This is a genomic window from Rhizobium pantanalense (assembly GCF_030182525.1).
Classification (GTDB): Bacteria; Pseudomonadota; Alphaproteobacteria; order Rhizobiales; family Rhizobiaceae; genus Rhizobium.
In genome coordinates, this window is record NZ_JAQJCH010000002.1 from 97,800 (window position 1) to 122,670 (window position 24,871).

Annotated in this window: 24 protein-coding genes; 8 read left to right on the plus strand and 16 right to left on the minus strand. The window is 60.6% G+C overall.

Annotation, left to right across the window (positions count from 1 at the left end):
- Together galU and PH558_RS06550 are read left to right on the plus strand one after the other, a co-directional pair.
- Positions 1-906, plus strand: a complete 906-nt coding sequence (gene galU, locus PH558_RS06545; protein ID WP_095437070.1) for a UTP--glucose-1-phosphate uridylyltransferase GalU — start codon at positions 1-3, stop codon at positions 904-906.
- A gap of 84 nt (positions 907-990) precedes the next feature.
- A complete protein-coding gene (locus tag PH558_RS06550; protein ID WP_285203783.1) occupies positions 991-3,339 on the plus strand; it encodes a polysaccharide biosynthesis tyrosine autokinase in 2,349 nt (782 codons plus the stop codon).
- 12 nt (positions 3,340-3,351) lie between these two features.
- On the opposite strand, the gene PH558_RS06555 is transcribed toward PH558_RS06550, so the two are convergent.
- From PH558_RS06555 to cbiE, 5 genes are all read right to left on the minus strand, one after another.
- On the minus strand, positions 3,352-4,221 hold the full coding sequence (locus tag PH558_RS06555; protein ID WP_285202853.1) for a DMT family transporter: 870 nt from the start codon (positions 4,219-4,221) through the stop codon (positions 3,352-3,354).
- Between the two features lie 130 nt (positions 4,222-4,351).
- A complete protein-coding gene (locus tag PH558_RS06560) occupies positions 4,352-4,912 on the minus strand; it encodes an NADPH-dependent FMN reductase (RefSeq protein ID WP_285202854.1) in 561 nt (186 codons plus the stop codon).
- A gap of 268 nt (positions 4,913-5,180) precedes the next feature.
- Positions 5,181-5,618: a nickel-responsive transcriptional regulator NikR gene (nikR, locus tag PH558_RS06565; protein ID WP_285202856.1), complete on the minus strand. Its 438-nt coding sequence runs from the start codon at positions 5,616-5,618 to the stop codon at positions 5,181-5,183.
- Between the two features lie 79 nt (positions 5,619-5,697).
- Positions 5,698-6,456, minus strand: coding sequence for a precorrin-4 C(11)-methyltransferase (gene cobM, locus PH558_RS06570; RefSeq protein WP_095437066.1), 759 nt, complete (start codon positions 6,454-6,456; stop codon positions 5,698-5,700).
- A 19-nt stretch (positions 6,457-6,475) separates the two neighbouring features.
- Positions 6,476-7,717 (minus strand): precorrin-6y C5,15-methyltransferase (decarboxylating) subunit CbiE, encoded by a 1,242-nt coding sequence (cbiE, locus tag PH558_RS06575; RefSeq protein ID WP_285202859.1) that lies wholly within the window; start codon positions 7,715-7,717, stop codon positions 6,476-6,478.
- Here cbiE and PH558_RS06580 point away from each other — a divergent pair.
- Positions 7,701-8,471, plus strand: a complete 771-nt coding sequence (locus PH558_RS06580) for a cobalt-precorrin-6A reductase (RefSeq protein WP_285202860.1) — start codon at positions 7,701-7,703, stop codon at positions 8,469-8,471. The two genes, cbiE and PH558_RS06580, sit on opposite strands and share 17 nt — an antisense overlap.
- Here PH558_RS06580 and PH558_RS06585 read toward each other — a convergent pair.
- The 6 genes from PH558_RS06585 to PH558_RS06610 all read right to left on the minus strand — a co-directional run bounded on the left by PH558_RS06585 (position 8,435) and on the right by PH558_RS06610 (position 13,726).
- Positions 8,435-9,199, minus strand: coding sequence for a precorrin-3B C(17)-methyltransferase (locus tag PH558_RS06585; RefSeq protein ID WP_285202861.1), 765 nt, complete (start codon positions 9,197-9,199; stop codon positions 8,435-8,437). The genes PH558_RS06580 and PH558_RS06585 overlap by 37 nt on opposite strands.
- On the minus strand, positions 9,196-9,933 hold the full coding sequence (locus tag PH558_RS06590; RefSeq protein ID WP_285202862.1) for a precorrin-2 C(20)-methyltransferase: 738 nt from the start codon (positions 9,931-9,933) through the stop codon (positions 9,196-9,198). Before PH558_RS06590 ends, PH558_RS06585 begins: the two co-directional genes overlap by 4 nt.
- Complete coding sequence (locus PH558_RS06595) at positions 9,930-10,562, minus strand: precorrin-8X methylmutase (RefSeq protein ID WP_095437062.1); 633 nt, start codon at positions 10,560-10,562, stop codon at positions 9,930-9,932. The genes PH558_RS06590 and PH558_RS06595 overlap by 4 nt, the downstream gene beginning before the upstream one ends.
- 2 nt (positions 10,563-10,564) lie before the next feature.
- Positions 10,565-11,992, minus strand: coding sequence for a precorrin-3B synthase (gene cobG, locus PH558_RS06600; RefSeq protein ID WP_285202863.1), 1,428 nt, complete (start codon positions 11,990-11,992; stop codon positions 10,565-10,567).
- A 57-nt stretch (positions 11,993-12,049) separates the two neighbouring features.
- On the minus strand, positions 12,050-12,826 hold the full coding sequence (cobF, locus tag PH558_RS06605; protein WP_285203784.1) for a precorrin-6A synthase (deacetylating): 777 nt from the start codon (positions 12,824-12,826) through the stop codon (positions 12,050-12,052).
- A gap of 63 nt (positions 12,827-12,889) precedes the next feature.
- Entirely contained in the window at positions 12,890-13,726 is an 837-nt protein-coding gene (locus tag PH558_RS06610; protein WP_285202865.1) for an AraC family transcriptional regulator, read from the minus strand.
- Between the two features lie 119 nt (positions 13,727-13,845).
- On the opposite strand from PH558_RS06610, the gene PH558_RS06615 reads away from it, so the two are divergent.
- Positions 13,846-15,042 (plus strand): MFS transporter, encoded by a 1,197-nt coding sequence (locus tag PH558_RS06615; RefSeq protein ID WP_285202869.1) that lies wholly within the window; start codon positions 13,846-13,848, stop codon positions 15,040-15,042.
- A 61-nt stretch (positions 15,043-15,103) separates the two neighbouring features.
- Here the strand turns inward: PH558_RS06615 and PH558_RS06620 are convergent, their stop codons facing one another.
- Together PH558_RS06620 and alr are read right to left on the minus strand one after the other, a co-directional pair.
- A complete protein-coding gene (locus PH558_RS06620; RefSeq protein WP_285202870.1) occupies positions 15,104-16,354 on the minus strand; it encodes a D-amino acid dehydrogenase in 1,251 nt (416 codons plus the stop codon).
- A gap of 31 nt (positions 16,355-16,385) precedes the next feature.
- Positions 16,386-17,519 carry an alanine racemase gene (alr, locus tag PH558_RS06625; protein ID WP_285202875.1) on the minus strand — a complete coding sequence of 378 codons (1,134 nt, stop codon included), beginning with the start codon at positions 17,517-17,519 and terminating at the stop codon, positions 16,386-16,388.
- Positions 17,520-17,644: 125 nt separating this feature from the next.
- On the opposite strand from alr, the gene PH558_RS06630 reads away from it, so the two are divergent.
- Positions 17,645-18,109 (plus strand): Lrp/AsnC family transcriptional regulator, encoded by a 465-nt coding sequence (locus PH558_RS06630; RefSeq protein ID WP_113407444.1) that lies wholly within the window; start codon positions 17,645-17,647, stop codon positions 18,107-18,109.
- Between the two features lie 30 nt (positions 18,110-18,139).
- On the opposite strand, the gene PH558_RS06635 is transcribed toward PH558_RS06630, so the two are convergent.
- Both PH558_RS06635 and PH558_RS06640 read right to left on the minus strand, forming a co-directional pair.
- A complete protein-coding gene (locus PH558_RS06635) occupies positions 18,140-19,936 on the minus strand; it encodes a PAS domain S-box protein (RefSeq protein ID WP_113407792.1) in 1,797 nt (598 codons plus the stop codon).
- A 278-nt stretch (positions 19,937-20,214) separates the two neighbouring features.
- Positions 20,215-21,099: a LysR substrate-binding domain-containing protein gene (locus tag PH558_RS06640; protein WP_095437053.1), complete on the minus strand. Its 885-nt coding sequence runs from the start codon at positions 21,097-21,099 to the stop codon at positions 20,215-20,217.
- A gap of 238 nt (positions 21,100-21,337) precedes the next feature.
- Between PH558_RS06640 and PH558_RS06645 the strand changes: the two genes are divergently transcribed.
- The gene (locus PH558_RS06645; RefSeq protein ID WP_285203786.1) at positions 21,338-22,657 is read left to right on the plus strand and encodes an MFS transporter; all 1,320 of its coding nucleotides are present in this window, start codon (positions 21,338-21,340) and stop codon (positions 22,655-22,657) included.
- Positions 22,658-22,721: 64 nt separating this feature from the next.
- Here PH558_RS06645 and PH558_RS06650 read toward each other — a convergent pair whose 3' ends face one another.
- Positions 22,722-23,771, minus strand: a complete 1,050-nt coding sequence (locus tag PH558_RS06650; RefSeq protein WP_285202880.1) for an ornithine cyclodeaminase — start codon at positions 23,769-23,771, stop codon at positions 22,722-22,724.
- A 143-nt stretch (positions 23,772-23,914) separates the two neighbouring features.
- Between PH558_RS06650 and PH558_RS06655 the strand changes: the two genes are divergently transcribed.
- Both PH558_RS06655 and PH558_RS06660 read left to right on the plus strand, forming a co-directional pair.
- On the plus strand, positions 23,915-24,352 hold the full coding sequence (locus PH558_RS06655; RefSeq protein ID WP_113407446.1) for an Lrp/AsnC family transcriptional regulator: 438 nt from the start codon (positions 23,915-23,917) through the stop codon (positions 24,350-24,352).
- Between the two features lie 137 nt (positions 24,353-24,489).
- Positions 24,490-24,837, plus strand: a complete 348-nt coding sequence (locus tag PH558_RS06660) for a hypothetical protein (protein WP_113407447.1) — start codon at positions 24,490-24,492, stop codon at positions 24,835-24,837.
- The last annotated feature ends 34 nt before the right edge of the window (positions 24,838-24,871 follow it).

Here is a 24,871-nt window from a genome sequence, read left to right on the forward strand (position 1 = left end):
ATGGACCCCAAACGTCGTGTGAGAAAAGCAGTCATCCCGGTTGCCGGCAATGGAACGCGCTTCCTGCCCGCCACCAAGGCGATGCCAAAGGAGATGCTGACGATCGTCGATCGTCCGGTCGTGCAATATGCCGTCGATGAAGCCATCGAAGCCGGCATCGAGCACATCGTCTTTGTCACCAGCCGCAACAAGTCGGCGATCGAAGACCATTTCGACGACACGCCGGAGCTGATTTCTTCGCTGCAAAGGGCAGGCAAGAGCCACCAGGTCAGCGAGCTGGAACGCCTCCTGCCGCGGCCGGGCGCTGTCAGTTTCACCCGCCAGCAGGCTCCGCTCGGCCTCGGCCACGCCGTCTGGTGTGCCCGCGACCTCATTGGCAACGAGCCTTTCGCACTGCTTTTGCCTGACATGCTCTGCTACGGCATTCGCGGCTGCATGGCCGGCTTGATGGACCTCTATAATGAGACCGGCGGCAACATCGTCGCCGTCGAGGAATGCGCTCCGGAAGAAACCTCGAAATACGGCATCATCGGCAAGGGCGAGTCCGTGCGCCATGGCTTTGCCGTAACCAAAATGGTCGAGAAGCCGCATCCGTCCGAGGCGCCTTCAAACTTTTACCTCAATGGCCGTTATATTCTGCAGCCTGAGATTTTCGACATCCTGGCCCGTCAGGAGCGCGGCGCCGGCAATGAGATCCAGCTGACCGACGGCATGCTGCGCCTTTCCGAGACGCAGACCTTCCATGCCCAGGTCTATAGCGGACGCACGTTCGACTGCGGGTCCAAGCACGGTTTCATCGAAGCGAACGTCGCCTTCGCGCTCGCTCGCTCCGATATCGGCAGCTTGGTCTATGACTCGATCCGCAACATGGTCGTCTCGCACGAAGCGCAGATGACCGCCGCTTAAGCCTGTTCACATTGTGGCCTGCGGCCGGTAAGGCCGCGGGCTATGGCTATTGTTCATTCGGGCTTCTCCGACAAGGTGGTCGCCATGCATCAGAAGAACTTCACTTTCCACAGCGCTCTTCCGCAAGCGGAGTCGCAGGATAGCTTTATCGATCTCGATCGGCTCATGGCCGTCGTGGTCCGGCGCATCCGCACCATCATTTTCGCCGTGGCCGCCTTTGTCATCCTGGCCGTCGTCTATCTGTTGACGGCCACCTCGAGCTATACGTCGATGACGCAGATATTGCTCGACGAAAGCATGACGAAATATGCCGAGGATCAGCCGCCGGCGGCAAGCAGCCAGCAGGCGGACATGGAGATCGCCAGCGCGGTCGAAATCCTCAAATCGAACGAGATGGCGCTGCGCGTCGTCGACACGGCAGGCCTTGCGGACAACAATACTCTGCTCAATCCGCCCGTATCTCCGGCGGCCTTGCTCAAATCCGGCGTCAGCCTGATCGTCAGCGTCTTCACGCCTGGTCGCCCGCCTATGACGCCCGAGGAACAGCGGGAAGCCCAGCGTCAGAAGGTTGCTGCCGTTCTGCAGGATAATTTGAAGGTCGAGCGCGTCACGCGAAGCTCGGTCGTAGCCGTCTCCTTCAGTTCGACGGACAAGCGTCTCGCCGCCAAGGTTACGAGCGCTTATGCCGAAGCTTATCTGACCGACCAGCTGAACGCCAATTTCGACGCAACCGAACGCGCTTCCGTCTGGTTGCAGGAACGCTTGAACGACCTGCGCCAGCGCGCTCAGGAGGCTTCGCTGGAAGTCGAGAAATACAAGGCGGACAATGGCCTGACGTCAACCGGCGGCGAGCTGATGTCGGAACAGCAGATTTCCGACCTCAACAAGCAGCTGATCATCGCCCAGGCCGACACGGCCAGCGCCGCCGCCCGTTACAATCAATATAAATCGATCATCGACCAGGGCCCTGACAACGCCGTCAAGAACGCAACCATCTCGTCGAGCTCGACTGACAATTCGGTACTGCAGGATCTGAAAACCCGCTATCTCGCCGTCGAAAAGCGCGAACAGGATGTCACGCAAAATTTCGGCGCCGATCATCCGCAGGCAGTGGCGCTCAAGGCCGAACGGCAAGACATTACCCGGCAGATCTATCAGGTCCTTCAGCAGCTCACTGCCAGCTACAAGAACGAGTATGATGTCGCTCAGTCGCGGGCGGAATCGCTGCGCGAAAGCATCGACAAGGTCGTCGGCAAGAATTCCGAGGCCAACAAGTCGCTGGTTCACCTGAATGAGCTGAACCAGAAGGCATCCGCGCTGAAGACGCTCTATGAATCCTATCTCGGCCGCTTCGAACAGGCGACGCAGCAGCGTTCCTTCCCAATCGCCAAGGCACGCGTCATCTCGGTAGCCGGGGTGCCGACCGCGCCGTCCAGCCCGAAGAAGACGCTCGTCATGGCGCTCTCGGTCATCCTCGGCCTGATGGTCGGCTGCGGTGTTGCCGCGTTTCAGGAATTCCGCGACCGTTACTTCCGCGTCGAGGCCGACGTACGGGCTGCTCTCGGTTTGAAATTCCTGGGCTATCTGCCGCTGCTCGGCCAGCAGAGCAAGGGCAAGAGCAGGAAGAAGTCGCGCAAGGGTGATGCCGGAGCGGAGCCGATAACGGCGGAAGAGGGAGAAAACGGCGTCGCCTTCGAGCGCATAATGCGCATCTCCGTCGAAGCGCCGCGCTCCATCTTCGCCGAGACCTTGAGGAATGCAAAGCTCGCAAGCGATGTGATGCTGCAGGGCCGTGCCGACCGCGTCATTGGCGTCGTCTCGGCACTGCCGGGCGAAGGCAAGTCGACGACGGCTGCCAATTTTGCCGCCCTGCTTGCGAGCAGCGGCAAGCGCACGCTGCTCATCGATGCCGACTTGCGCAATCCGGGCCTCAGCCGGACGCTGAAGACGCCGCCGCAGGCAGGCCTGATCGAGGCTGTGCTTGGCGAGGTGCCCTGGACGAATGCCGTGAAGGTCGACCCGCGCACCAAGCTTGCCATTCTTCCGGTTGCCGTGCGCGATCATCTGCTGCACACCAGCGAGCTTCTGTCCTCGCAGGGCATGCAGCATTTGATGGAAAATGCGCGCAAGATGTTTGATTACATCATCGTCGATCTTGCGCCGCTTGGTCCCGTCATCGACGCAAAGGCCTTCGCGCCGCAGGTCGATGCCTTCCTGCTGGTGACCGAATGGGGCGCAACGCCGACCAATCTGGTACGTGATGTTCTCGAGCAGGAGCCGCAGATCAACTCGCGCATCCTCGGTGTGATCCTCAACAAGACCGACATGTCGGAATTGCCGCGTTACAGCGATTTCGGCGGAACGGAGCGCTACCGGCAGAAATATGTGAGCTACTACACCGAGGTGCAGCCGCGCGCCCAGGTGGATGCTTAGCCCGTCGGTCTCTTACCGGGCTCTCGCCAGCGCATGTTCGCGCCAGATCGTGAATATGCCCGCCGCGACAACGATGAGCGCGCCTAAGATCATGGGCGCGCTCAGCTTTTCGCCGAATATCATGACACCGATAATGGCGGAAAAGACGAGCTGCAGATAGGTCAGCGGCTGGATCACCACCGCGTCCAGCATGTCGTAGGCGCGGATGAGGAAATAATGGCTTGAAACGCCGGTCAGGCAAAGAATGCCCATGAAGATCCAGTCGTGGGGCGCAAGCGGTGTCCAGAAGAACGGCCCGATGCAGGTCATGGCGATCGCGCCCACCACACCCGTATAGAAAAAGCTGGTCATGGCGCCGTCCTCGCGACTGACATAGCGTGTCAGGACGACGTAGAGCGAAAATAGCAATGCGCCGAAGAGCGGCACCAGGAAGCGCGCATCGAAGACGCCGCTTTCCGGCTTCAGGATCAACAGCACGCCGAAGAAACCGAAACAGATCGCCAGCCATCGCCGCCAGCCGACCTTCTCGCCGAGGATGGGGATCGACAGCAAGGCCACCATCAGCGGGCCGGATGAAAAGATCGCCTGCGAATGGGCAAGGCCGACGACGACGAACGACGAGATGGCGACGACGATCTGCGCGGCGAGCAGCAGGCCTCGGGCAATCTGCAGGACGGGGTGTTTGGTCCTGACGTTGCGCTGTAAGCCGCCCGGTGTGCGCGAAGCCATTGCGACGGCGAAAAGCATGAAAGCCCAATAGCGGATCATCGCCACCAAAAGCGGAGGGTAGGCGCTGACAAGGTGCTTGGAGATGCCGTCCTGTATAGCGAATATGCTGATTGCCAACAGCGTGAAGACGTAACCGGTACTATTGGATTTCATGGCTTTCGAAGGAAGACGATGTGCGAGGCCCCGGAGGCGCCGGGACTCGGCACCACATTCACATTAGGTCATTCATCGGTTCAATCATAGGCTCCATGTTTGCGGTCCGGTTCACCCGCAGAGCCACGCATCAGTCCTTTTTGCGATCCGCGACGAAGGCCGTGAAGCCATCGATGAAAGCCGCAAGATTGTGCTTCACTTTCTCGTCGACGATTGCGCCATCGGCATCAAAGACACTGCCGGCACGTGACACCATGAGCCGACCGCCGAACCAGGCTTCGGCGCCGAGCGTGCGCAACACCGTCAACCAGGCGTTCTGGCTGAGGATGGTACCGAAATTGCCCGGCGAAGCTCCGAGGACGGCGATCGGCTTTCCGCCGAAAACCTGAGCGATGTCCGTAGAGGGCCGGCTCATCCAGTCGATTGCGTTCTTGAAAACGCCCGGAAGCGAATTGTTGTATTCCGGCGTAAACAGGATCAGCCCATCGGCTGAAATGGCGAGGTTCTTGAGTTCCTGTACTTTTTCCGGAATGCCATCCGCAGCCTCGATATCGGCGTCGTAAAGCGGCACGCCATGGATGGTGCGAGCGATCAGCTCGACGCCGCTTGGTGCCAATTCGACGGCCGCGTGTAGTAGGGCCGTGTTGAAGGAGCCTTTACGCAGGCTGCCCGATATGCCGAGTATCTTCATCGCTTCCCCCATTTGCCGTGATGGGAAGACATTTATGCTTCGCCGCCCTTCGTCAAGGCCTGACGGAATCTTATGTGGTGAGCAACGACTTCGGCTTGACCGTGTTTACCTCCGGGAGGCGTGATCCGGATCGGCGCCGAAGCCGATGCTGGACGCCGCCGGCATCACGGGCCCTGTTGAGGCCGCCTGGTTTCGGTTGCCGCTCTCAGGGAGTATTGCCTATGTCATCAGCTTTGACTGGGTAGTCCGCGGGCAACTCACCGTCCGCTCAGTCATGCGAATGGGGTTCGAGATGATCTGCACCGTCGTCGGATGGAATGATGTGCAAGTTCCCGAAGCGTACGCCGCGCTGCGTCACGACGCTGTCGGCAAAGGTTTTTATCTCATCCACCTTACCCTTCAGGACGGAGACTTCGAGGCAATCTTGCCCATCGATATGAACATGAAGCGTCGAGATTGAAAGATCGTGGTGATCGTGTTGCGCCGTCGTCAGCCGGCGCGACAGGTCGCGGGTCTCGTGTTCATAGACATAGGCAAGGGCTGCGTAGCATCTCGCTTCGCCGTCTATGGTCGGCTGCGCGCGGGTCACGGCATCGCGCACGAGATCACGCAAGGTTTCAGAGCGGCTTGCATAGCCGCGCTGCGCGCTGATCTTGTCGATCGTCTCCAGAAGATCGTCGTCGATGGTGATGGTAATGCGCTGCATTTCCTGATCCTCTTTTCTCCAACGGCTTGCCGCGATCGACTAGAGGAAATTTCGAGGGGATTTGCAACGGTGTCCGGCGTTATTGGCGGCCACGGAAACGACGCTGATAGGTAGGATCGTAGAGCGAGCTTTCGCGGAAATCGCTGGCGCCAAGCGATGGACCGACAAAGATCAGAGCCGTGCGCTCGATCGGATCGGCGGCCACCTGCGCTTCGATCGTGGCAAGCGTACCCCGAATAATCCGCTCATCGGGCCAGGAAGCCTTGACGACGACCGCAACCGGGCAATCCGCGCCATAAAGCGGCGTCAGATCCTCGACGACTTCCTTGAGCGCATGGATTGCAAGGTGGATGGCGAGCGTGGCGCCGGTCGCGCCGAATTTCGCTAGCGTCTCATTGTTCGGCATCGGCGAGGCACGGCCTGAAACGCGGGTCAGGACAAGGCTTTGAGCCACGGCCGGGATGGTCAGCTCGCGTCCGAGCGCGGAAGCCGCGGCCGCGAAAGCGGGAACGCCTGGGGTCAGCGTGTAGTCGATGCCATGCTGCTCCAACCTGCGGATCTGCTCGGCAACAGCGCTCCAGACCGAGAGGTCGCCGGAATGCAGGCGCGCGACATCCTCGCCTGCCGCATTGGCTTTGAGATATTCCGCCTCGATCTCGTCAAGCGACATCGGTGCGGTATCGATGATGCGGGCGGCGGGTGGGCAATATTGCAGCAGTTCCGGCGAAACGATCGAGCCGGCATAGAGGCAGACCGGGCATTTGCCGATCAGATCCCGGCCGCGCACCGTGATCAGGTCGGCGGCTCCTGGGCCTGCGCCAATGAAATGCACTGTCATCGCTCTACCTCATTCTCAATTATGGCTTGGTCCACGACCATTGCGTTACCGGCATGGCCGGCCGCCAGCCGGTCATGCGGCCGACGGGGGCGGCGCGCGCAATATCGATGCGGATCAAGGAGCCGCTCCGGCGCGCCTGCTCTGCCAGCAATAGCGCTTCCATCTCGGTCGTAACGGCATTGGCAACCAGCCTGCCGCCGCTTTTCAATTGGCCGATGGCAGCTTCGAGCACGCCGGTGTCGCTGCCGCCGCCGCCGATAAAAATCGCATCCGGTGCCGGCAAGCCGGTAAGAGCAGCCGGCGCCTCGCCTTCGACAATCACCAACCCCGGCACGCCGAAATTGCCGGCATTGCGACGGATACGCGCCGTACGCTCGGGCGATGCCTCGATGGCCATGGCGCGCAGCGAGGGATCCGCCAGCATCCATTCGATACCGATCGAGCCGGAGCCGGCACCGATATCCCAGAGCAGCTCACCATAACGTGGTGCCAGCGCGGATAGCGTCATTGCACGGATTTCCCGCTTGGTGATCTGGCCGTCATGCTCGAAAAGTTCGTCGGGGAGGCCCGCGCTTAGCGGCAAAATCCGCGCGCCGGCTTCCGCCTTGACCTCGATGCCGCAGATGTTCAGATCGTTAACGTCGGGGAGGGCAAAGTCAGCCGCAGTTTGTCTGGAGACTTTCTCGTGCGGGCCGCCAAGCGCTTCCAGAACCGTAAGCTCGGACTCTCCGAAGCCGGAGCTTTGCAGCAGGGCGGCCAATTCGGCCGGACCTTTCCCATCGGATGTCAGCGCCAGGATTTTGCGGCCAGCATGCAGATGCGGCCGGATGAGATCGATCGGCCGTCCGTGCAGCGAGAGAACCGTGGTGTCCTGCAGGGGCCAGCCGAGGCGCGATGCGGCAAGGCTGAAGGAGGAGGGCGCCGGAATGACGATCATTTCAGCGGCCGGAATGCGTCGCGAAAGCGTCGCTCCAACGCCGTAGAAGAACGGATCACCTGATGCGAGAACCACAGTCGGTTTGCCGCGCCGGGCAAGCACCGCCTCGACGGATTTTTGGAATGGCGAAAGCCATGCTCGCGTTTCCCCCGATATCAGCGAGCTCATCAACTCGATATGGCGCGTCCCGCCGAAGACGACCGATGATGAGGCGATCCGCCGTTTGGCCTCGTCGCCGATGCCGGCTGGACCGTCTTCGCCGATGCCGATAAGAGTGAGCCAGCGTTGAATTGAAGGTGTCTCAGCCATGGGCAAGGTCCGCATTCTGATCCTCGGCGGCACGACCGAGGCCCGAGCGCTGGCGGCGGCTCTTGCCTCGCGAGCGGATTTCGAGGTCATCCTGTCGTTTGCCGGACGAACAGCCGATCCGGCGCCCCAGCCCGTTCCGGTGCGCAGCGGCGGTTTCGGCGGCGCTGAGGGGCTTGTCCGCTATGTCAGCGACAAAGAGATCGACCTGTTGGTAGATGCCACGCATCCTTTTGCAGCCCGCATCTCGGCCAATGCCGCAGCGGCTGCTGCTCAATGCCATGTGTTCGCTTTCGCGCTGCGCCGTCCCGCATGGGTGCCGGTCGAAGGCGATGACTGGCTTTCCGTGCACAGCGTTTCGCAAGCTATCGCTACACTTGGCGCCAAGCCCTTGCGTGTCTTCCTTGCAACCGGCCGTCAGGAGGCGCATCAGGCGAACGCCGCGCCGCAGCACCATTATTGGGTCCGCAGCGTCGATCCCGTCGAGCCGCCGCTGACGGTGCCGCATGTCAGCTACATTCACAGCCGGGGTCCGTTTCGCCTGGCCGACGAGCTTGACATGCTGCGACAGCATCAGATCGAGGTCGTCGTCGCCAAGAACAGCGGCGGTGACGCGACCTACGGCAAGATCGAGGCCGCAAGGCAGCTTAGCGTCAAGGTGATCATGGTCGAGCGCGCTGAGGCCGCCGGTCTGCCGGTGGTCGAAACGGTGGAGGCTGCGCTCGGTCGGATCGATCATTTCGTCTCTTCTCTGATGAAACGCGGCGTATAGACCAGATCCGGACGTCCTTCGCGGGCGATGATGCGGGTTTCGGTCGAGCCGATGATGACGCAGGTCGCCATATCCGCTTGTGCCGCCTCCGCATCTGCGAGCCGAGCCACCGTCATCCGCTCGTCAGGACGACCGGCGGCCCGGCCGAAGACGACAAGTGTTTCACCGGGCAGTACGGCGCGCAGAATTTCGAAGGCTTTGCCGAGTTGCCAGGGGCGAGCCTTGCTGATCGGATTGTAGAGCGCAATCACGAAGCCTGCTTCGGCGACCGCACGAAGCCGGTTTTCGATCAGCGGCCAGGGCTTCAGATTGTCCGATAGCGAGATGGCGCAAAAATCGTGCCCGAGAGGCGCGCCAATACGCGCAGCGACTGCAAGCATGGCTGTTATGCCGGGCACGACCACGAGGTCGATTGTGCGCCATTCCGCCGGGCCATCATCGATCGCCTCGCAGACGGCGGCCGCCATGGCAAAAACGCCGGGATCGCCGCCAGAGACGACGCAGACATTGACGCCGGCTGCCGCCCTCTGCAGCGCCACCTTAGCGCGGTCCAGCTCCTCGCGATTGTCGGATGCCTGACGGATCTGGTCACTGCGGAGCGTCAGGCGGTCGAGATAGGGACCGTAACCGTAGAATTCATGGGCATCAGCGACGGCAGCCAGCGCCTCCGGCGTCGTTTGCGCGGGATTGCCGGGGCCGGTGCCGATCACATAGAGGCGCCCGCTCATGGCCTGCTTTCCCAGCCAGGAACCAGAACCAGCGAAAAATAGGGTGCTTCAGCATCGTCGCGGCTGGCAAGCGGCGTCATGGCGCCGTTCGCCATCGTGCCGCGCTCGACATAGATCGCCTCTTCCAGCCGGCCAGCGGCATCGAGCGCGCGGCGGATTTTTGGCAGATTGCGGCCGACTTTCATGATGACGGCGGCCTGCGTGTCGCTCAGACGGCGAGTAAGCTCAGCCTCCGCCATCGTTCCCGGCAGCACGGAGAGAACGTCATCTCCCTGCACCATCGGCAAGCCGGCGAGCGACCAGCAGCCGGACATGGCCGTCACGCCCGGAATGACCTCTGTGGGGAAGCGATCGGCGAGGCGCACATGCAGGTGCATGTAGGAACCATAAAACAGCGGATCGCCTTCGCTAAGCACGGCAACCGTCTTTCCCTCACGCAGATGCGCCGCCACCATTTCGGCCGAGGCGTCATAGAAAGCGGTGATCTGACTGAGATATTCCGATGCGTCCTTATCGATCTCGGTGGTGACCGGATAGTAGAGCGGCAGCAATTTTACATCGGCTCTCAGAAGCTCGCCGACGATGGCTTTGCCGTTGCCGCCTCTGCCCTGCTTGGCAAAATAGGCAACCACGTCGGCACGCTCCAAAGCCTTGACGGCCTTGACCGTCAGCAATTCGGGATCGCCGGGGCCGGTGCCGACACCGATCAGACTTCCGTTGGACGGCGCACTCATAAGCCAGGCCTCGCGAGAGCGTTGAGTGCCGCTGCCGTCATGGCGCTGCCGCCAAGCCGGCCGCGCACGATGGCAAAGGGAACGCCGTAGGAGTTTTCGGCAAGGGCATCCTTCGATTCCGCCGCGCCGACGAAACCGACGGGCATGCCGATAATGGCGGCAGGCTTGGGAGCGCCGTCGCGCAGCATTTCGAGAAGATGGAAGAGGGCGGTCGGCGCATTGCCGATGGCAACGACCGAGCCGGCGAGGCGGCCTGTCCAAAGATGCATGGCTGCGGCCGAACGCGTGTTGCCGATGGACTTCGCAATTTCCGCCGTGCGCGGATCCTGCAAGGTGCAGATTACTTCGTTTGCGGCGGGCAGGCGGGCGCGGGTGACGCCACGGGCGACCATTTCCGCATCGCAGAAGATCGGCGCGCCGGCAGACAGCGCCTGCCGCGCCGATGCCACGAAATCAGGGGAGAACACGAAATGCTGAGCTGCTTCCACTAATCCGCAGGCATGGATCATGCGGACGGCGACATCGGCCTCGGCTTCGGGAAAACGCTGGAGATCGGCTTCGCTGCGGATGATCGCGAAGGAGCGTTCATAGATCGCATCCCCTTCGCGGATATAGTCATAGTCAGGCATTTCTATCCCTGTCGTAAGGCCGTCGCGATTGCGTCCCGGCCGAGCCGTTTAAGACACTGCTGTGCCGATTCGCCAGCAGCTTTGTTGTTTCGCACCAGTTCCCCGAGTGCAGCCAGCGCCGATTTCAGGTCTTCCTTATGGATGTAAGCCACGGGCTCCGATGATGCTGACCCATTTACGACAATAGCATAGCCCGTTGCAGCACCGACGATGGTCAGCATCGTTGGAGAGGGATGGGCGCAGCCTTTTGCGCAGCCGGATAGATGCACTTTGAGCGACCCATCAAGCAGTTCGGCGCTTAACTTGATGAGATCGGTGGCGGCCTCTCTCGTCGCATAATATGCGGAAGCGCACGCGCCGGCGCCGGCACAGGGAATTGCATAATTTGCCGGATCACCGGCGCGTGTCTGAAAGCCGGAATCTGCTGCTGCAGCGAGGATATCTTCAATGCGATCGCGAGAAAGCCCGAGCAACAGTAAGCTGTGCTCTGGTCCCGTTCGAATTTCATGCACTCCCGCCAGCTTGGCCACATCGAGAAAGCGGATGAGGTCTTGCGCGTAGATCTGACCGAAGGCTGGTCGCAGGCCAAGGGCTGAATGCTGCTTATTGAGCGGAATGAGACCGACAGGCGAGTCTGGGGCGGTGCTTTCGGCGTGCGAAAAATCGAGTATGGTCGGAAACCGCGCTCGTAATGAGGCAATGTCCAGATCGCGGCCGCGAGCGCGTGGACCGATTGCGGTCAATGCTTTCACCAGCGTGATAACTCCGGGAATTGCTTGCTCGCCGGTCAAGTCGGCAAGCGGCGTAGCCGTCGCCTGCGTTCCGGCAATCGCAAGCCTCCACAGTTGGCTGCCATCTGCGGCATTGACAGCCTTCAGCCTAATATCCGCGGAGATTTCGTCAAGGACGAGCCGGCCGCCGCCGTCGACGATAATGGCGAGCTTTGCAGCGAGCACTGGCTTGGGATGCAGGGAATCGACTGCGTTGCGCAGGCGTTCAGCGAGCCCCCGCGCATCAGCGATCTCCGATGGATCGACGCCGCTGAGCGGCGGGACTTCGATCGTGACGCCGCTCTCCGGCACGATGCCGACGCGATCGATATCGGCGGCCAGTCCAGGCATGCTTTGCGGCGTCATACCACGCAGCTGAAAATTGCCGCGCGCAGTGATCTCGATCAGGCCATTGCCGTGTCTCTCGGCTGCTTCCGCCAAGAGGCGTAATTGCGCGATAGTCAGGCCCGGCGTCGATGGCCGTAAGCGAACGAGAAGACCATCGCCGGTCTGCATCGGCGCGCTCAGCGAGGGGCAGGCGCCGCGAACCATGGAGGGCAGGGGCGATGCAACGCCGTTCCCGGCAGCTCCCCCCTGAGAGAAGCACATTTGTTCCTCCACTGTCTGCGCGTCGATCGCAACCATAAGACTGCCCTTCATAAGGGACATTTCCTTGCATAAACCGGATCGGCGGGCAAACGATTTGGTACTTGGCGCTTATTCGAGATCGTCGAAGTCCCGCCCCTTGCGCATAAGGTAGATATCCATGATCCATCCATGGCGGGCGCGGGCTTCGGCGCGAGTCGCAAGAATCCGCTCGGAAACCTCCGCCAGCCTGCCGGCGATGATGATCTCATCCTTGGTGCCGAGATAGGCTCCCCAATAGATATAGGCGTCCGGATCGTCGATCTTGCTGAAGGCTTGCTCGCCGTCGAGCATGACGACGGCCGTTTCGGCAATTCCGGAAAAGCTTTCGGCCAATCGCCGACCGGTGGTGATCTGAACCGGCTTGCCGACCAGATTGAGGGGGATGCGATGACTTGCCGTCAGCGCTTGGATGCTGGTGATGCCGGGAATAACGCTATAGTCGAGCGCAACATTGCCGCGGGCGACGACACGCTCGAGAATGCGGAGCGTGCTGTCATAAAGGCCGGGATCGCCCCAGATGAGGAAGGCAGCACTTTGGCTTTCCGTCAGATGTTCCAGAAACAGCCGCTCGTAGGTCGCGGAAATCGCGTCATGCCATTCATCGACGCTCCGCACATAGCTGCGGTCCGCCGTCTGACGCGACGGCACGTCGTAATCCACGTAGCGGGTGGCTGGATTGGTGACATAGCGCTGGCAGATCTCGCGCCTGACGTCGGCAAGCTCGCTCTTGGCCGCGCCCTTGCTAGGGATGAGGATAACATCGGCTGCGTTCAGCGCGTTGATCGCCTGCACGGTCAGATGTTCGGGGTTTCCCGTACCGATACCGACGATGTGAATATGCCGCATATGCTTGCCCTCGCTCTTCAGCGCTGTTTGCCGGAAGCGTTCGACCATTTCAAGAGCAGACATTCAAGCCGTTTGCCGGTCGAAGGTCCAGCGGCTGGCCATATAGCTACGCGGCGAGGTGCCGAGCATGCGGCGGAACATGGTGGTGAAGGCCGCCACACTCTCATAGCCCGCCTCGAGCGCGACATTCGTGACGGGTTGACCCTCGGCGAGCTGCGGCAGGCAGGCAAAGACGCTCGCCTGCTGTCGCCATGTGGTGAAGCTGATGCCGGTTTCCTTGCGGAACTGTCGGGTGAAGGTGCGGCGGCTCACCGAAAGCTTGTCGGCCCAATCGTCCAATCTGGCGTTGGGCGATGGCGTGGACAGATAGTCGCGGCAGAGCGCGGCCATCCGACGGTCGGACGGGAAGGGGAGACCAAGGGGCCGTTCCGGCAGCGTCGCGATCTCCTCGACGAGAAGAGATAGGACCAGCCTTGCCTTTCGATGAGTGACCGGCGCCTCCCGTAGCCGAATAGCTTCCAATAGCAGGCTGCGGGCGAGGTCCGTCACTTCGACGACGCGCGGGGCCTCATCCTTCGGCGGCGGGCCGCGCGGTGTCACGTAGACGGATTTCATGCTGACATCGCTCAGGATCTCGATCGAATGTTCCAGCCCGACGGGAATGAAAAGGGCATGGCCGGGTGGCACCATCCAGCGGCCGCGCGCCGTCATGATCAAGGCGACGCCGGCGAAGATGCAAAGCAGCTGGGTGCGGCGGTGGTGATGCCAGGGAACCGTGTAGCCCTGCGGCGGCTCGGCGCTATGGACGAGCACGTCGGCCGGCGATTCCTCCATCCAGCGCATGTTTCGCACATGGTCGTCGTCGAGGGTTGCCAACAACTGTTTCGATAGCTTTTCCATTTTGGCCCAATCGAGAAACTATTGGACCAAAACACGAAAGAAGGACATTCGCAAGCCGTGCTAAAGGCGGATCAAGTCATATCGTCGGCAAGTCTCGCCGGCGCAGGAGGATTCCCCACATGGTTGCGGAAGTTGCGGGTACGCAGGCCCGATATCAAAAGACGACGATGTCGATCGTTATGGCGGTCAGCACCTGTCATCTGCTGAACGATACGATGCAATCGCTGCTGACATCGCTCTATCCGATGTTCAGAGAGAATTACACGCTCGATTTCGTACAGATCGGCCTGTTGACGATGATGTTCCAGATCACCGCATCGCTGCTGCAGCCGGTAGTCGGTATCGTCACCGACAAATGGCCGATGCCCTATTCGCTGCCCGTCGGCATGGTCAGCACCTTCGCGGGCCTGCTGTTGCTCGGTTACGCCGGCAGTTTCGGCGTGCTCCTGATCGCGGCCAGCCTGATCGGCTTCGGCTCGGCCGTCTTCCATCCGGAAGCATCGCGCGTTGCCCGCCTCGCTTCGGGCGGACGTCACGGGCTGGCGCAGTCGCTGTTCCAGCTCGGCGGCAACGCCGGCTCGGCGATCGGGCCGCTGATCGCCGCCTTTTTCGTCCTGCAGAACGGCCAGAAGAGTGTGGCCTGGCTTTCGGTGCTGGCCGTCATCGGCTTCATCGTTCTGAGCTGGGTCGGCAACTGGTTCATCAACCATCGTCGCCAGCAGTCGGCGCGTCCCGCCCCGAGCCGCGCCTTGCCGATCGCGCGCAACAAGGCGATGTGGGCGCTTGCGATCCTCATCCTGCTGACGGCGACGAAGAATGTCTATATGGCGAGCATTTCGAGCTATTTCACCTTCTACGTCATTGACAAGTTCCATCTCGATGTCCGCGATGCGCAGCTGATGCTGTTCCTCTTCCTCGGCTCCGTTGCTGTTGGCACCATCATGGGCGGGCCGGTGGGCGACCGTCTGGGCGCGCGTTTCGTGATCTGGTTCTCGATCCTCGGCGTCATCCCCTTCGCGCTAATGATGCCCTATGCGAACCTGTTCTGGACCTGCGTCCTGACCGTTGTCATCGGCCTCGTGCTTGCCTCGGCCTTCCCGGCGATCGTCGTCTTTGCGCAGGAGCTGATTCCCGGCCGCGTCGGGCTGATCGGTGGCATCTTCTTCGGCTTCGCCTTTGGGGCGGGTGGACTGGGTGCGGCCTGGCTCGGCGATTTTGCCGATGCGCGCGGCATTCCCTTCGTCTACACGCTCTGCTCGTATCTGCCGTTGTTGGGATTATTCACGATCTTCCTGCCACGAATACCGCGGCATTGATCGAAATCGGCGGGTGATAAGCCCGCCGCTTTTCCGGAGCGCTTACGCGCAAGCCTGCGGGTCAGACGTAACGGCTGATGGCGAGATCGGTCGCGTCGATATCAGGCTTGCGGCCGCTGACGAGATCGCTGATGACGCGCGCCGAACCGGAACTCATGGTCCAGCCAAGCGTGCCATGACCGGTATTGAGATAAAGCCCCTTGATCTTCGTCGGCCCGATGACCGGAGTTCCATCCGGCGTCATCGGCCTCAGGCCCGACCAGAAGGAGGCCTTGGCGACATCGCCGCCGGGGAAGAGATCGGTGACGGAATGCTCGAGCGTCCGGCGTCTCGCAAGCCCGAGATCATTGGTATAGCCGGAGATTTCCGCCATGCCGCCGACGCGGATGCGGTCGCCAAGACGGGTGATGGCGATCTTGTAGGTCTCGTCCATGACCGTCGATTCCGGTGCGCGCGACGCATCCGTGATCGGGATCGTCAGCGAATAGCCCTTGACCGGATAAACGGAGAGGCTGATGCCGAGCGGCTTCAGCAGCAGTGGCGAATAGCTGCCGAGCGCGACGACGACCGCATCCGCATCTGCGCGCCCACGATCGGTGATGACGGCGTGCACCTGGCCGCCCGGGACATCGAGCCCTTTGATCGTCGTGCCGTACTGGAACCGGACGCCAAGCTCGACCGCCTTTATAGCAAGCGCATTGGTGAACTTGAAGCAGTCGCCTGTCTCGTCCTTCGGTGTCAGCAGACCGCCGACGATCTTGCCGCGGACATGCCGGAGGGCCGGTTCGACGCGAATGCAATCATCCGGATCGAGCACCTCATATGGAATGCCGTCGGCCGCAAGAGCCTTGACGTCCTTGGCGGATGCATCGAGTTGCGCCTGCGTGCGGAAGAGCTGCAGCGTGCCCTGCATGCGTTCGTCATAGGCAATGCCCGTCTCTTCGCGAACTTGGGCGAGCGAAATGCGGCTGTAATCGGCAAGGCGCAGCATGCGGCTCTTGTTGATCGCGTAGCGCTCCGACGTGCAGTTCGACAGCATCTTGACGAGCCATGAGAGCATGGCGCCATCGACCTTCGGGCGCAGGATGAGCGGCGCGTGATGCATGAACAGCCATTTGATCGCCTTCATGGGAATGCCGGGTGCCGCCCAGGGCGAGCAGTAGCCGAAGGAGACTTCGCCGGCATTGGCAAAACTCGTCTCCAGCGCTGGTCCCTGCTGCCGGTCGATGACCGTGACTTCGTGGCCCGCCTTGGCAAGCTGATAGGCTGACGTCACGCCGATGATGCCGGCACCCAGAACGACGACTTTCATGATGTCCTCAGAGACTTGAGAGATGGGAAGATCAGCGATATTGACGGTGGAAGCGATGGCCGAGACTGGTCAGGATTTCATAGGAAATCAAGCCGGCGTCGCGCGCGAGATCATCCAGGGTCTGATGATCTCCGAGAACTTCCACCACGCTGCCGAAAGAGAGTGCGCCTTCGGGCAAGGCGCTGATATCGATTGTCGTGCTGTCCATCGAGACGCGGCCGACGATCGGCAGGCGAACGCCGTTGTAATAGACCGCGCCGCGATCGCTGAGGCTGCGCGGAAGGCCATCGGCATAGCCAGCGGCGATCGTCGCGAGCCGGGTCTGGCCTTTCGTCACATGCACGCCGCCATAGCCCACCCGCGCGCCCTCTGGAACGGTTCGCGTCTGCACCACGGCAACTTCGAGCCGAACGACGGCCTCCATGGGGTTGGCAACGCCACCGGTCGGAGCGCCGCCATAAAGAGCGATGCCTGGCCGCGCCAGTACGCCATGGAAATCTCCGCCAAGAAAGATGCCGCCGGAATTCGCGAACGAGACATCGTATTGCGGAAACTCTGCCGCAACGCGAGACATTTCGGTAAGCTGATCGCCGTTTTGCCTGCTGTCGGCCTCATCTGCGGAGGCGAGGTGGCTCATGATGAACAGGATATCGATGTCGTCGGATGCCTGCAGATGTGCCGCGACAGCGCTTCTGTCTTCCCGAGGTATGCCGAGCCGCGACATGCCGGTATCGAATTGCAGAACCGCGGGGAGCCTGCGCTGAAGAGAGCGTGCCGTCTGCGACCATTGCTGCAGCTGATCGAGGGAATTGATGACAGGCACGATACCGCCATCGGCGCAAGCTGCCTCGTTGTCGGGCAGCAGGCCGTTCAGGACGAAAATCGTCGCGTCGCCAGGGAGCTGCGGACGCAGCCGCAGCGCCTCAATGAAGTGGGCGACGAAAAAGTGACGGCAACCGTGCTCGTAGAGTGCTTTCGATACCTGATTGGCGCCAAGTCCGTAGGAATCCGCCTTGACCACGGCGGCGGTCTGTGCCGGCGCAACGATGGTAGATAGCTTGTCATAGTTCCGGCACAGCGCGGCCAGATCGATCGTTAGATAGCCACATGCTCCGCTGTCGATTGCTGATTTTAGCACTCGAGAATCCACAATGCCGCCGTCCATGTCCGCCCTCGCTTCTTTAAAGGCAGATTATTGAAAGGATCGTGAAATTGCCTATCAAACAGTGATTGATAATTGTGTAATTGCATCAATATTGAAACGATCTGCGAATTTTTGAAAGAATCCACATGTCAGCTCTCGATGCCATCGACCGCAATATTCTCCGCTTGCTTCGCCTTGATGCCCGAGTCAGCAACTCCAAGCTGGCAAGCGAGGTGGGGCTGTCGCCATCGGCCTGCCTGCGGCGTATCAAATTGATGGAGCAGGCGGGTGTGATCCGGGGCTATACGGCGCTGGTGGACACGTCCCAGGCAGAGGCATCGATCGCCGTCATCATCAACATCACGCTCGAGCGGCAAACGGAGGAGCATCTCGATCGTTTCGAGGCGGCGGTACGCAAACATCCCGAGATTAAGGAGTGCTTTTTGATGACGGGCGGCTCCGACTATCTGCTGCGCGTCGAGGTCGCCAATCCCGGCGACTTCGAACGCATCCATAAGGATATTCTGTCGACCATGCCGGGAGTGCTGCGAATCCATTCGAGCTTCTCGATCCGCAATGTGCTCGCGACGCGGCCGAAGGGGCTGCGTTGAAGCGACCGGGATTGAGCGCCGGGTGCGGCGTTACTCTGCCCTGTCGTGAGCTTGATCCCAGCCGATCCCTGCGGCGGCATCCACCTCGCAGATCAAGCCGCTCGGCTCGTAGCGGACTTGGACCTTGCCGCTCAATTCCGCCGCCAGCAGGTTTTCGATCAAGCGCGAGCCGAAGCCCTTGCGGGTCGGAGGCTTTACGATTGGGCCACCCGATTCCTGCCAGCGCAGTTTGAGGTGATCCGTCCTGCCCGTTTCCAGCGACCACGTGATGGCAACACGGCCATCCGCCACCGAAAGTGCACCGTATTTGGCGGCATTCGTCGCAAGCTCATGCAGCGCAAGCGATATGGAAACGACAGCTCTCGGCGCGAGTTTGATTGCCGGTCCGGAAATTTCGAACCTGTCCTTCGGATATGGGGATAGCGCCTGGGCAATGACGGCGGTCAACTCCGCCTGCTCCCATTGGCCGTGGATCAGCAGATCGTGGGCGCGCGCCATCGAGGAGAGCCGCGCCTCGAATGTCTCGACGGATGCCTTGTCCACATCGTCCCGCCCGAGTGTTTGGCGCGCAATGGCCATCACGGTTGCGAGCACATTCTTGACGCGATGATTGAGCTCGCCCACCAGCACGGTTTGCAGGCGCTCGGCCTCCTTCTTGGCACTGTTGTCATGAGCGATCTTCGATGCACCTATGATACGGCCATAGGCGTCATAGATCGGGGAAACGCTGAGCAGCACATCGACAAGTTCGCCATTCTTGCAGCGCCGCTTGGTCTCGTAGGGTTCGACCTTCTGCCCAGCGCGGATCTGCGCAAGGATTGCCGGTTCCTCTTCACTGCGATCGTCCGGAACGAGCATCATGACCGAGCGTCCGATGGCCTCTTCCGCCGAATGGCCATAAAGCCGTTCGGCACCGGTGTTCCAGCTGGTGATCACCATGTTGAGATCGGTGCTGAGGATGGCATCATCCGACGACGCTATAATGGCCGCGAGACGCTGTTCCACCTGCTGGACTCGCTTGCGTTCGGTGATATCCGTAATGACGCCAGCGACCCGCCGGATGCGCCCTGAATCGTCCCGCAAGCCGGAAACCGAGTCTGCGACCCAGACGAGGCTGCCATCCTTGCGAATATAGCGTTTTTCGATCTCGAAGCTCTCGCCGGTCGCCATCATCGTTTCGAACATGCGGGTGTTCTCCCGCAGATCGTCCGGATAGGTAATGTCATGCATCTTCATGCCGAGAAGCTCGCTCTCGGCATAGCCGACGATCTCGCAGAAGCGCTCGTTCACCAAAACGAAACGGCCATCGAGCTCGCATTGGGCGATCCCCGTTGCCGATTGCGAGATGACGGCGCGAAATCGCTCCTCGCTTTCGCGCAACGCCCGCTCGGACCGGACACGTTCCGTCGTCTCGCTGACGATACAGAAGACGCCTAGCGTCTTGCCGTCCGCATCGCGAACCGGCGAATAGGAAATATCGAAGTAAACCGTTTCGGGATAGCCGTAGCGCTCGATATAGAAGGGCCGATCCTTGGCGGCGACCGTCTTGCCATCGTGAAGAACGGATTGCAGAAGCGGTTCGAGATCGTTCCAGAGCTCGGCCCAGTTTTCGCGCGCGGGACGGCCAAGGGCCTGGGGATGCTTGTCGCCTATCGTCGGCGCATAAGCGTCATTATAAAGCGCAATAAAGTCGTCGCCCCAGAACATTACGATCTGGGCTTGCGCGGAGAGCATTATATCGACGGCAGCGGTAAGGCATGGGGGCCATGCCGATTTCGGGCCAAGGCTGGTCGCTGCCCAGTCGAAGCCAGAGATAAGCGCTGCCATCTCGTTGGTGTGACTTGCCAGTTCGGGCACGATATTCAGGATGCATCCTCTCTTGAGCGACCGCAACCCATAAGGATTGCCCCGTTCCGCTCATGCTTGCGAAAATTCATAACATATTCTCCGTCGTGAAGTGCAGAGAGAAAATCCGCTGATTTCAATGTATTTTAAGTAACATAAGTGAATTTTCGTGCCGAATGTTTCGGGCTGCTCAAAGCGGATCCGGGCGACAGGTCTTTATCTTCGGCGAGCTTCCATTTGACGCCAGTTTGAGGGAGCTGTCAGGTGTCCGGCCTTGCATGCATTTCGGCCGTCAGCCATCTTTCGAGCGCCAGCGCATCCGGCCTTCCGGCAATGTGCGGCGCGATCCAAAGCACCATGCGGCGCGGCCCGGGCAGAAAACCGAAAGGTGCCACCAGCCGCCCGGAAGCAAGCTGATCGAGCACGAGCATCTGCGGCACGACCGCCATGCCGAGGCCACATGCTGCGGCCTGGATCAGCAAATAGAAATGATCGAAGGCCGCCTGTGGTGTCAGACGCAGATCCGTCTGTCCGGCTATGGCCTGCCAGTCGCTCCAGGCTTGCGGTCGTGTCTGCGTGGAGAGGATCGCTGCGTGTTCCATATCATCGGGACGCGAAATGCCGGAGCGGTTCAGATATTCCGGTGAACAGACAGGACCGATGGCCTCGCCGCCGAGCTCCCGGATGATTGCATCCTTCGGCGGATCGATGACACTGGAGCGGATGGCGAGGCTGATCTTGTCCCGGACGAAGTCGACCTGATCGTAATTCATGTTGAACTGAAGGGCGATATGCGGGTGGCGCTCGTGAAACTGGCCGATGCGCGGAATGATCCAGCCCATCATGATCGAGGAAGAGCAGGAGAGCGTCAGCGGGCTTGGGCGGACGCGCTCGACGCTTGCCTGCATCAGGCCGAAAGCGCTCGCCAGCCCTTCCGCAAGCCGCGATCCCTCGGGCGTCGGCTCCGTCGAATGGGCGCGGCGGGTCACGAGGATGACGCCGAGCGTCTCCTCCAGCCCGCGAATGTGTCGGCTGATCGCGCCATGCGTAACGCAGAGTTCGTCGGCGGCAAGCGTCATCGACCTATGCCGCGCAGTTGCTTCGAATGCCTTCAGCGCATTCAAGGATGGAAGAGGGCTGCTCATTCATCGATTCCGCTATCTCATGATGTGATTTTTCCTCACATGACGAGGAGATTAAATCGTTTGCCTGCAACTTGTCCATCCCGCTAGAGATCAAGGTCATTCGAAGGCGCATGCGGCCGAAGGCAGGGACTGGAAGGGAAGTCGGAGTTCCGTTCTGTCAGCGACGCAAGCCGATCGCTGCGTCGTAAAGATTTCAGCACGGGGGGAGGGATTTTCATTGCAGCCCGCAAATCAGGAAATGTCACAGGTCGAGCGCTCGGCCATATCAAAGGTCTCGAAGCGGCTGGTGCCGTTCATCGCCTTGATGTTTTTCATCAACTTCCTTGACCGCACGGCGATTTCCTTCGCCGGGCCGAACGGCATGACGACGGATCTGGCGCTGACGGCGGCGCAGTTCGGCTTCGCCGCGGGTATTTTCTTCTTCGGCTATATCGTGCTGGAGATTCCGAGCAATCTGGCGCTTCACAAATATGGTGCGCGCCGCTGGCTTGCCCGCATCATGGTGAGCTGGGGCATCGTCGCACTCTTGTTCACCTGGGTATCGAGCGCGACGGAGCTCTATGTGCTGCGCTTCCTCCTCGGCGTTGCCGAAGCCGGCTTCTTCCCGGGGGCGATCCTGTTCTTGAGCATGTGGGTGCCGGCCAAGCATCGCAGCAAAATCCTGGCACTGTTCTACCTTGCCCAGCCGTTGACAACAGTTATCGGCGCACCCTTTGCGGCCACGCTGATCCAGATGCATGGCCTCTTCGGCCTGGAAGGCTGGCGCGTCATGTTCTTCGGCGTTGCCATTCCGGCTGTCATCGTCGGCATCATCACCTGGTTCTACCTTGCGGATCGGCCGGATGATGCGAGATGGCTGACCCAGGCCGAGAAGGATTGGCTGAACCGGGCGCTTGCCAGCGAGGAAAAGGCAAAGGCCGCCGCTCATGGCAAGATGACCGGCCTCGCCTTGACGGACGGCCGCGTCTGGCTGCTGTCGGTCATCTATTTCGGCCTGATCTACGGCCTCTATGCGCTGGCCTTCTTCCTGCCGACGATCATTGCCGGCTTCGAAACGAAATTTGGCACCAAGTTCGATGTCTTCGATAAGGGGCTGATTACCGCTATCCCCTACCTGCCTGCGGCTTTTGCCCTCTTCTTCTGGAGCCGCGATGCGTGCAGACGCGGTGTGCGGCCGTGGCACATCGGCATTCCAGCCCTGGTTGGCGCCTTCAGCATTCCGGCCGCGCTTTATATGGGCTCGCCTGAAGCGACGATCGTGATGATCACACTGACGGCTTGCGCGATCTTTTCCGCCCTGCCAAACTTTTGGGCCATTCCGTCGCGCTTCCTGACCGGGCCGGCGGCTGCGGCCGGCATCGCTCTGATCAATACGATCGGCAATATTGCGGGCTTTGCCGCACCCTATGTGACGGGTCTCGTCAAGGATGCGACCGGCCTCTATGAGCTGCCGATGTTCATCGTAGGCGCACTGATGCTGTTGTCGGCCCTGCTGGCCTTCTCGTTGAATGGGCGGGTCCGCGAGCCGGAACTGGTTGCTTACGACAGCAAGGGCTGAAATTGTTCGACTGAAGAATGGACGTGTTTGATGGCGGCTGTAGAAATGGCCGCCATTATCTTTTTTAGGCTGCGCGCAGCAGCATGCCGAAGAGGTCGCGCGGATCGTCGGGGTCGGCGATGATGTCGAGCTTCTGGAAATAGTCCGTGCCGACCAGCTTTTCGCGGACGTAGCGCAGGGCGGAAAAATCCTCGATCGCAAAGCCGACGCTGTCGAACAGCGTGATCTGCCTTTCGCTGCTACGGCCCGGCGCTCGGCCGCTCACGGCCTGCCAGAGTTCTGTGACCGGATAGTCCGCGTCCATCTGCTGGATTTCGCCTTCGATGCGGGTCTGCGGCGGATATTCGACGAAAGTGTCGGAGCGCAGCAGGATGTCGCGGTGGAGTTCGGTCTTGCCGGGGCAATCGCCGCCGATGGCGTTGATGTGCACGCCGGCGCCGACCATGTTGTCGGTGAGGATCGTGGCATACTGCTTGTCGGCCGTGCAGGTCGTGATGATGTCGGCACCTTCGATTGCTGCCTGGGCCGAGGTGCAGGGCACGAGCTTCAGGCCGGTCTTTGCGAGATTGCGAACGGTCTTTTCCGTTGCTCTGGGATCAATGTCGTAAAGGCGGACCTCTTCTATGCCGAGCACCGCCTTCATCGCCAGTGCCTGAAATTCGGCCTGTGCGCCATTGCCGATCAAGGTGAGGCGCCGCGAATTGGCCGGCGCCAGATGTTTGGCCGCCATCGCCGAGGTTGCCGCCGTGCGCAGCGCCGTCAGCAGCGTCATTTCCGTTAGCAGCACAGGGTAGCCGGTTGAGACCTCAGCAAGCAGACCGAAGGCGGTCACCGTCTGCAGGCCCTGCGCCATGTTTTTCGGATGGCCGTTGACATATTTGAAGCTGTAGACCGCCCCATCCGAGGTCGGCATCAACTCGATGACGCCATCATGCGAATGAGAAGCGACGCGAGGCGTCTTGTCGAAAAGGTCCCAGCGGCGGAAATCCGCTTCGATAGCGTCCGTGAGTTCGATGAGCGCGGTTTCGATGCCGATGTGATGGACGAGCCGCATCATGTTCTCGACGCTGACGAAGGGAATGAAAGCTCTTTCCGATGGGAGCGGTGCGGACATTCTCGTATCCTCGATGGAAATCATTTCCCATAGGGTATCAAGCGGATCGATTGACTAAAATCGCAAAACTGTGTCAGTTCTGGTATGGGTTTATACAAATTGCCCAGGATTTTTGACGGAATGGACAAGATCAGGATCATGCGATGACGCTCGCCAAATATATTCCCGATGATCTCGACCGGCGTATCATCGCTCATCTGCGTGCCGACGGGCGGGCTTCGCTCTCCAAACTGTCCGATGTTTTGGGCGTCGCGCGTGGTACCGTGCAGAACCGGCTGGATCGACTGATAGAGACCGGCACGCTGCTCGGCTTCACCGTAAGGGTGCGGGAAGATTATGAGGAGCAGACCGTGCATGCCGTCATGATGATCGAAGTCGTCGGGAAATCGACGACGCACGTCATCCGCAAACTGCGCGGCCTTCCCGAAATTTATTCGCTGCACACGACGAATGGCAATTGGGATCTGGTCGCCAATATCCGCGCGACCAGCCTATCCGACTTCGACCGCGTCTTGCGCGAGGTGCGGATGATCGATGGCGTCGCGAACAGCGAGACCAGTCTTTTGCTGAGCAGCCTGTGAAAGGCATCGCTGGCGAATGTAGCCGATGCGAAGCCGGATACAGCCAGCCATCATGGATACTCGCGCTGCCGAACGGAAGCGCAGACAGGCCGTGCCCCGCAGCTTGAAAACTCACGGCTTGTTGTTATGATTTTCGCATGGAACTTACGCTGCTCGCTTATGCTCTTGCCTGGATCGTGCTCGGTCTGATCGCCGTGACGACGGTCGTTTCGGCCGGGGCGAAGTATCCGCTTATGGCAATGGCGAGCATCGACAGCATCATCCCGTTCGGCCTTCTCGGATTTCTGCTTGTCGTGGCTTACCCGGAAGACCGTCGCATCATTGCTCTCGTATGCATATTAGTTGCAGCTGCAAGCGAGTCGCTCGCGCTCATCCTGCCGCAGAAGTGCCTCAGGATTGAACGCGCGATCTTGAAAGTGCTTGCTACGGTTTCGGGCCTGCTTTTGGGCGCATTATTTATGGAGTGCATGTTGCAGGCATCGTAATTTGCCGACAGCAAGCAGCCCATTCGACCCCCTC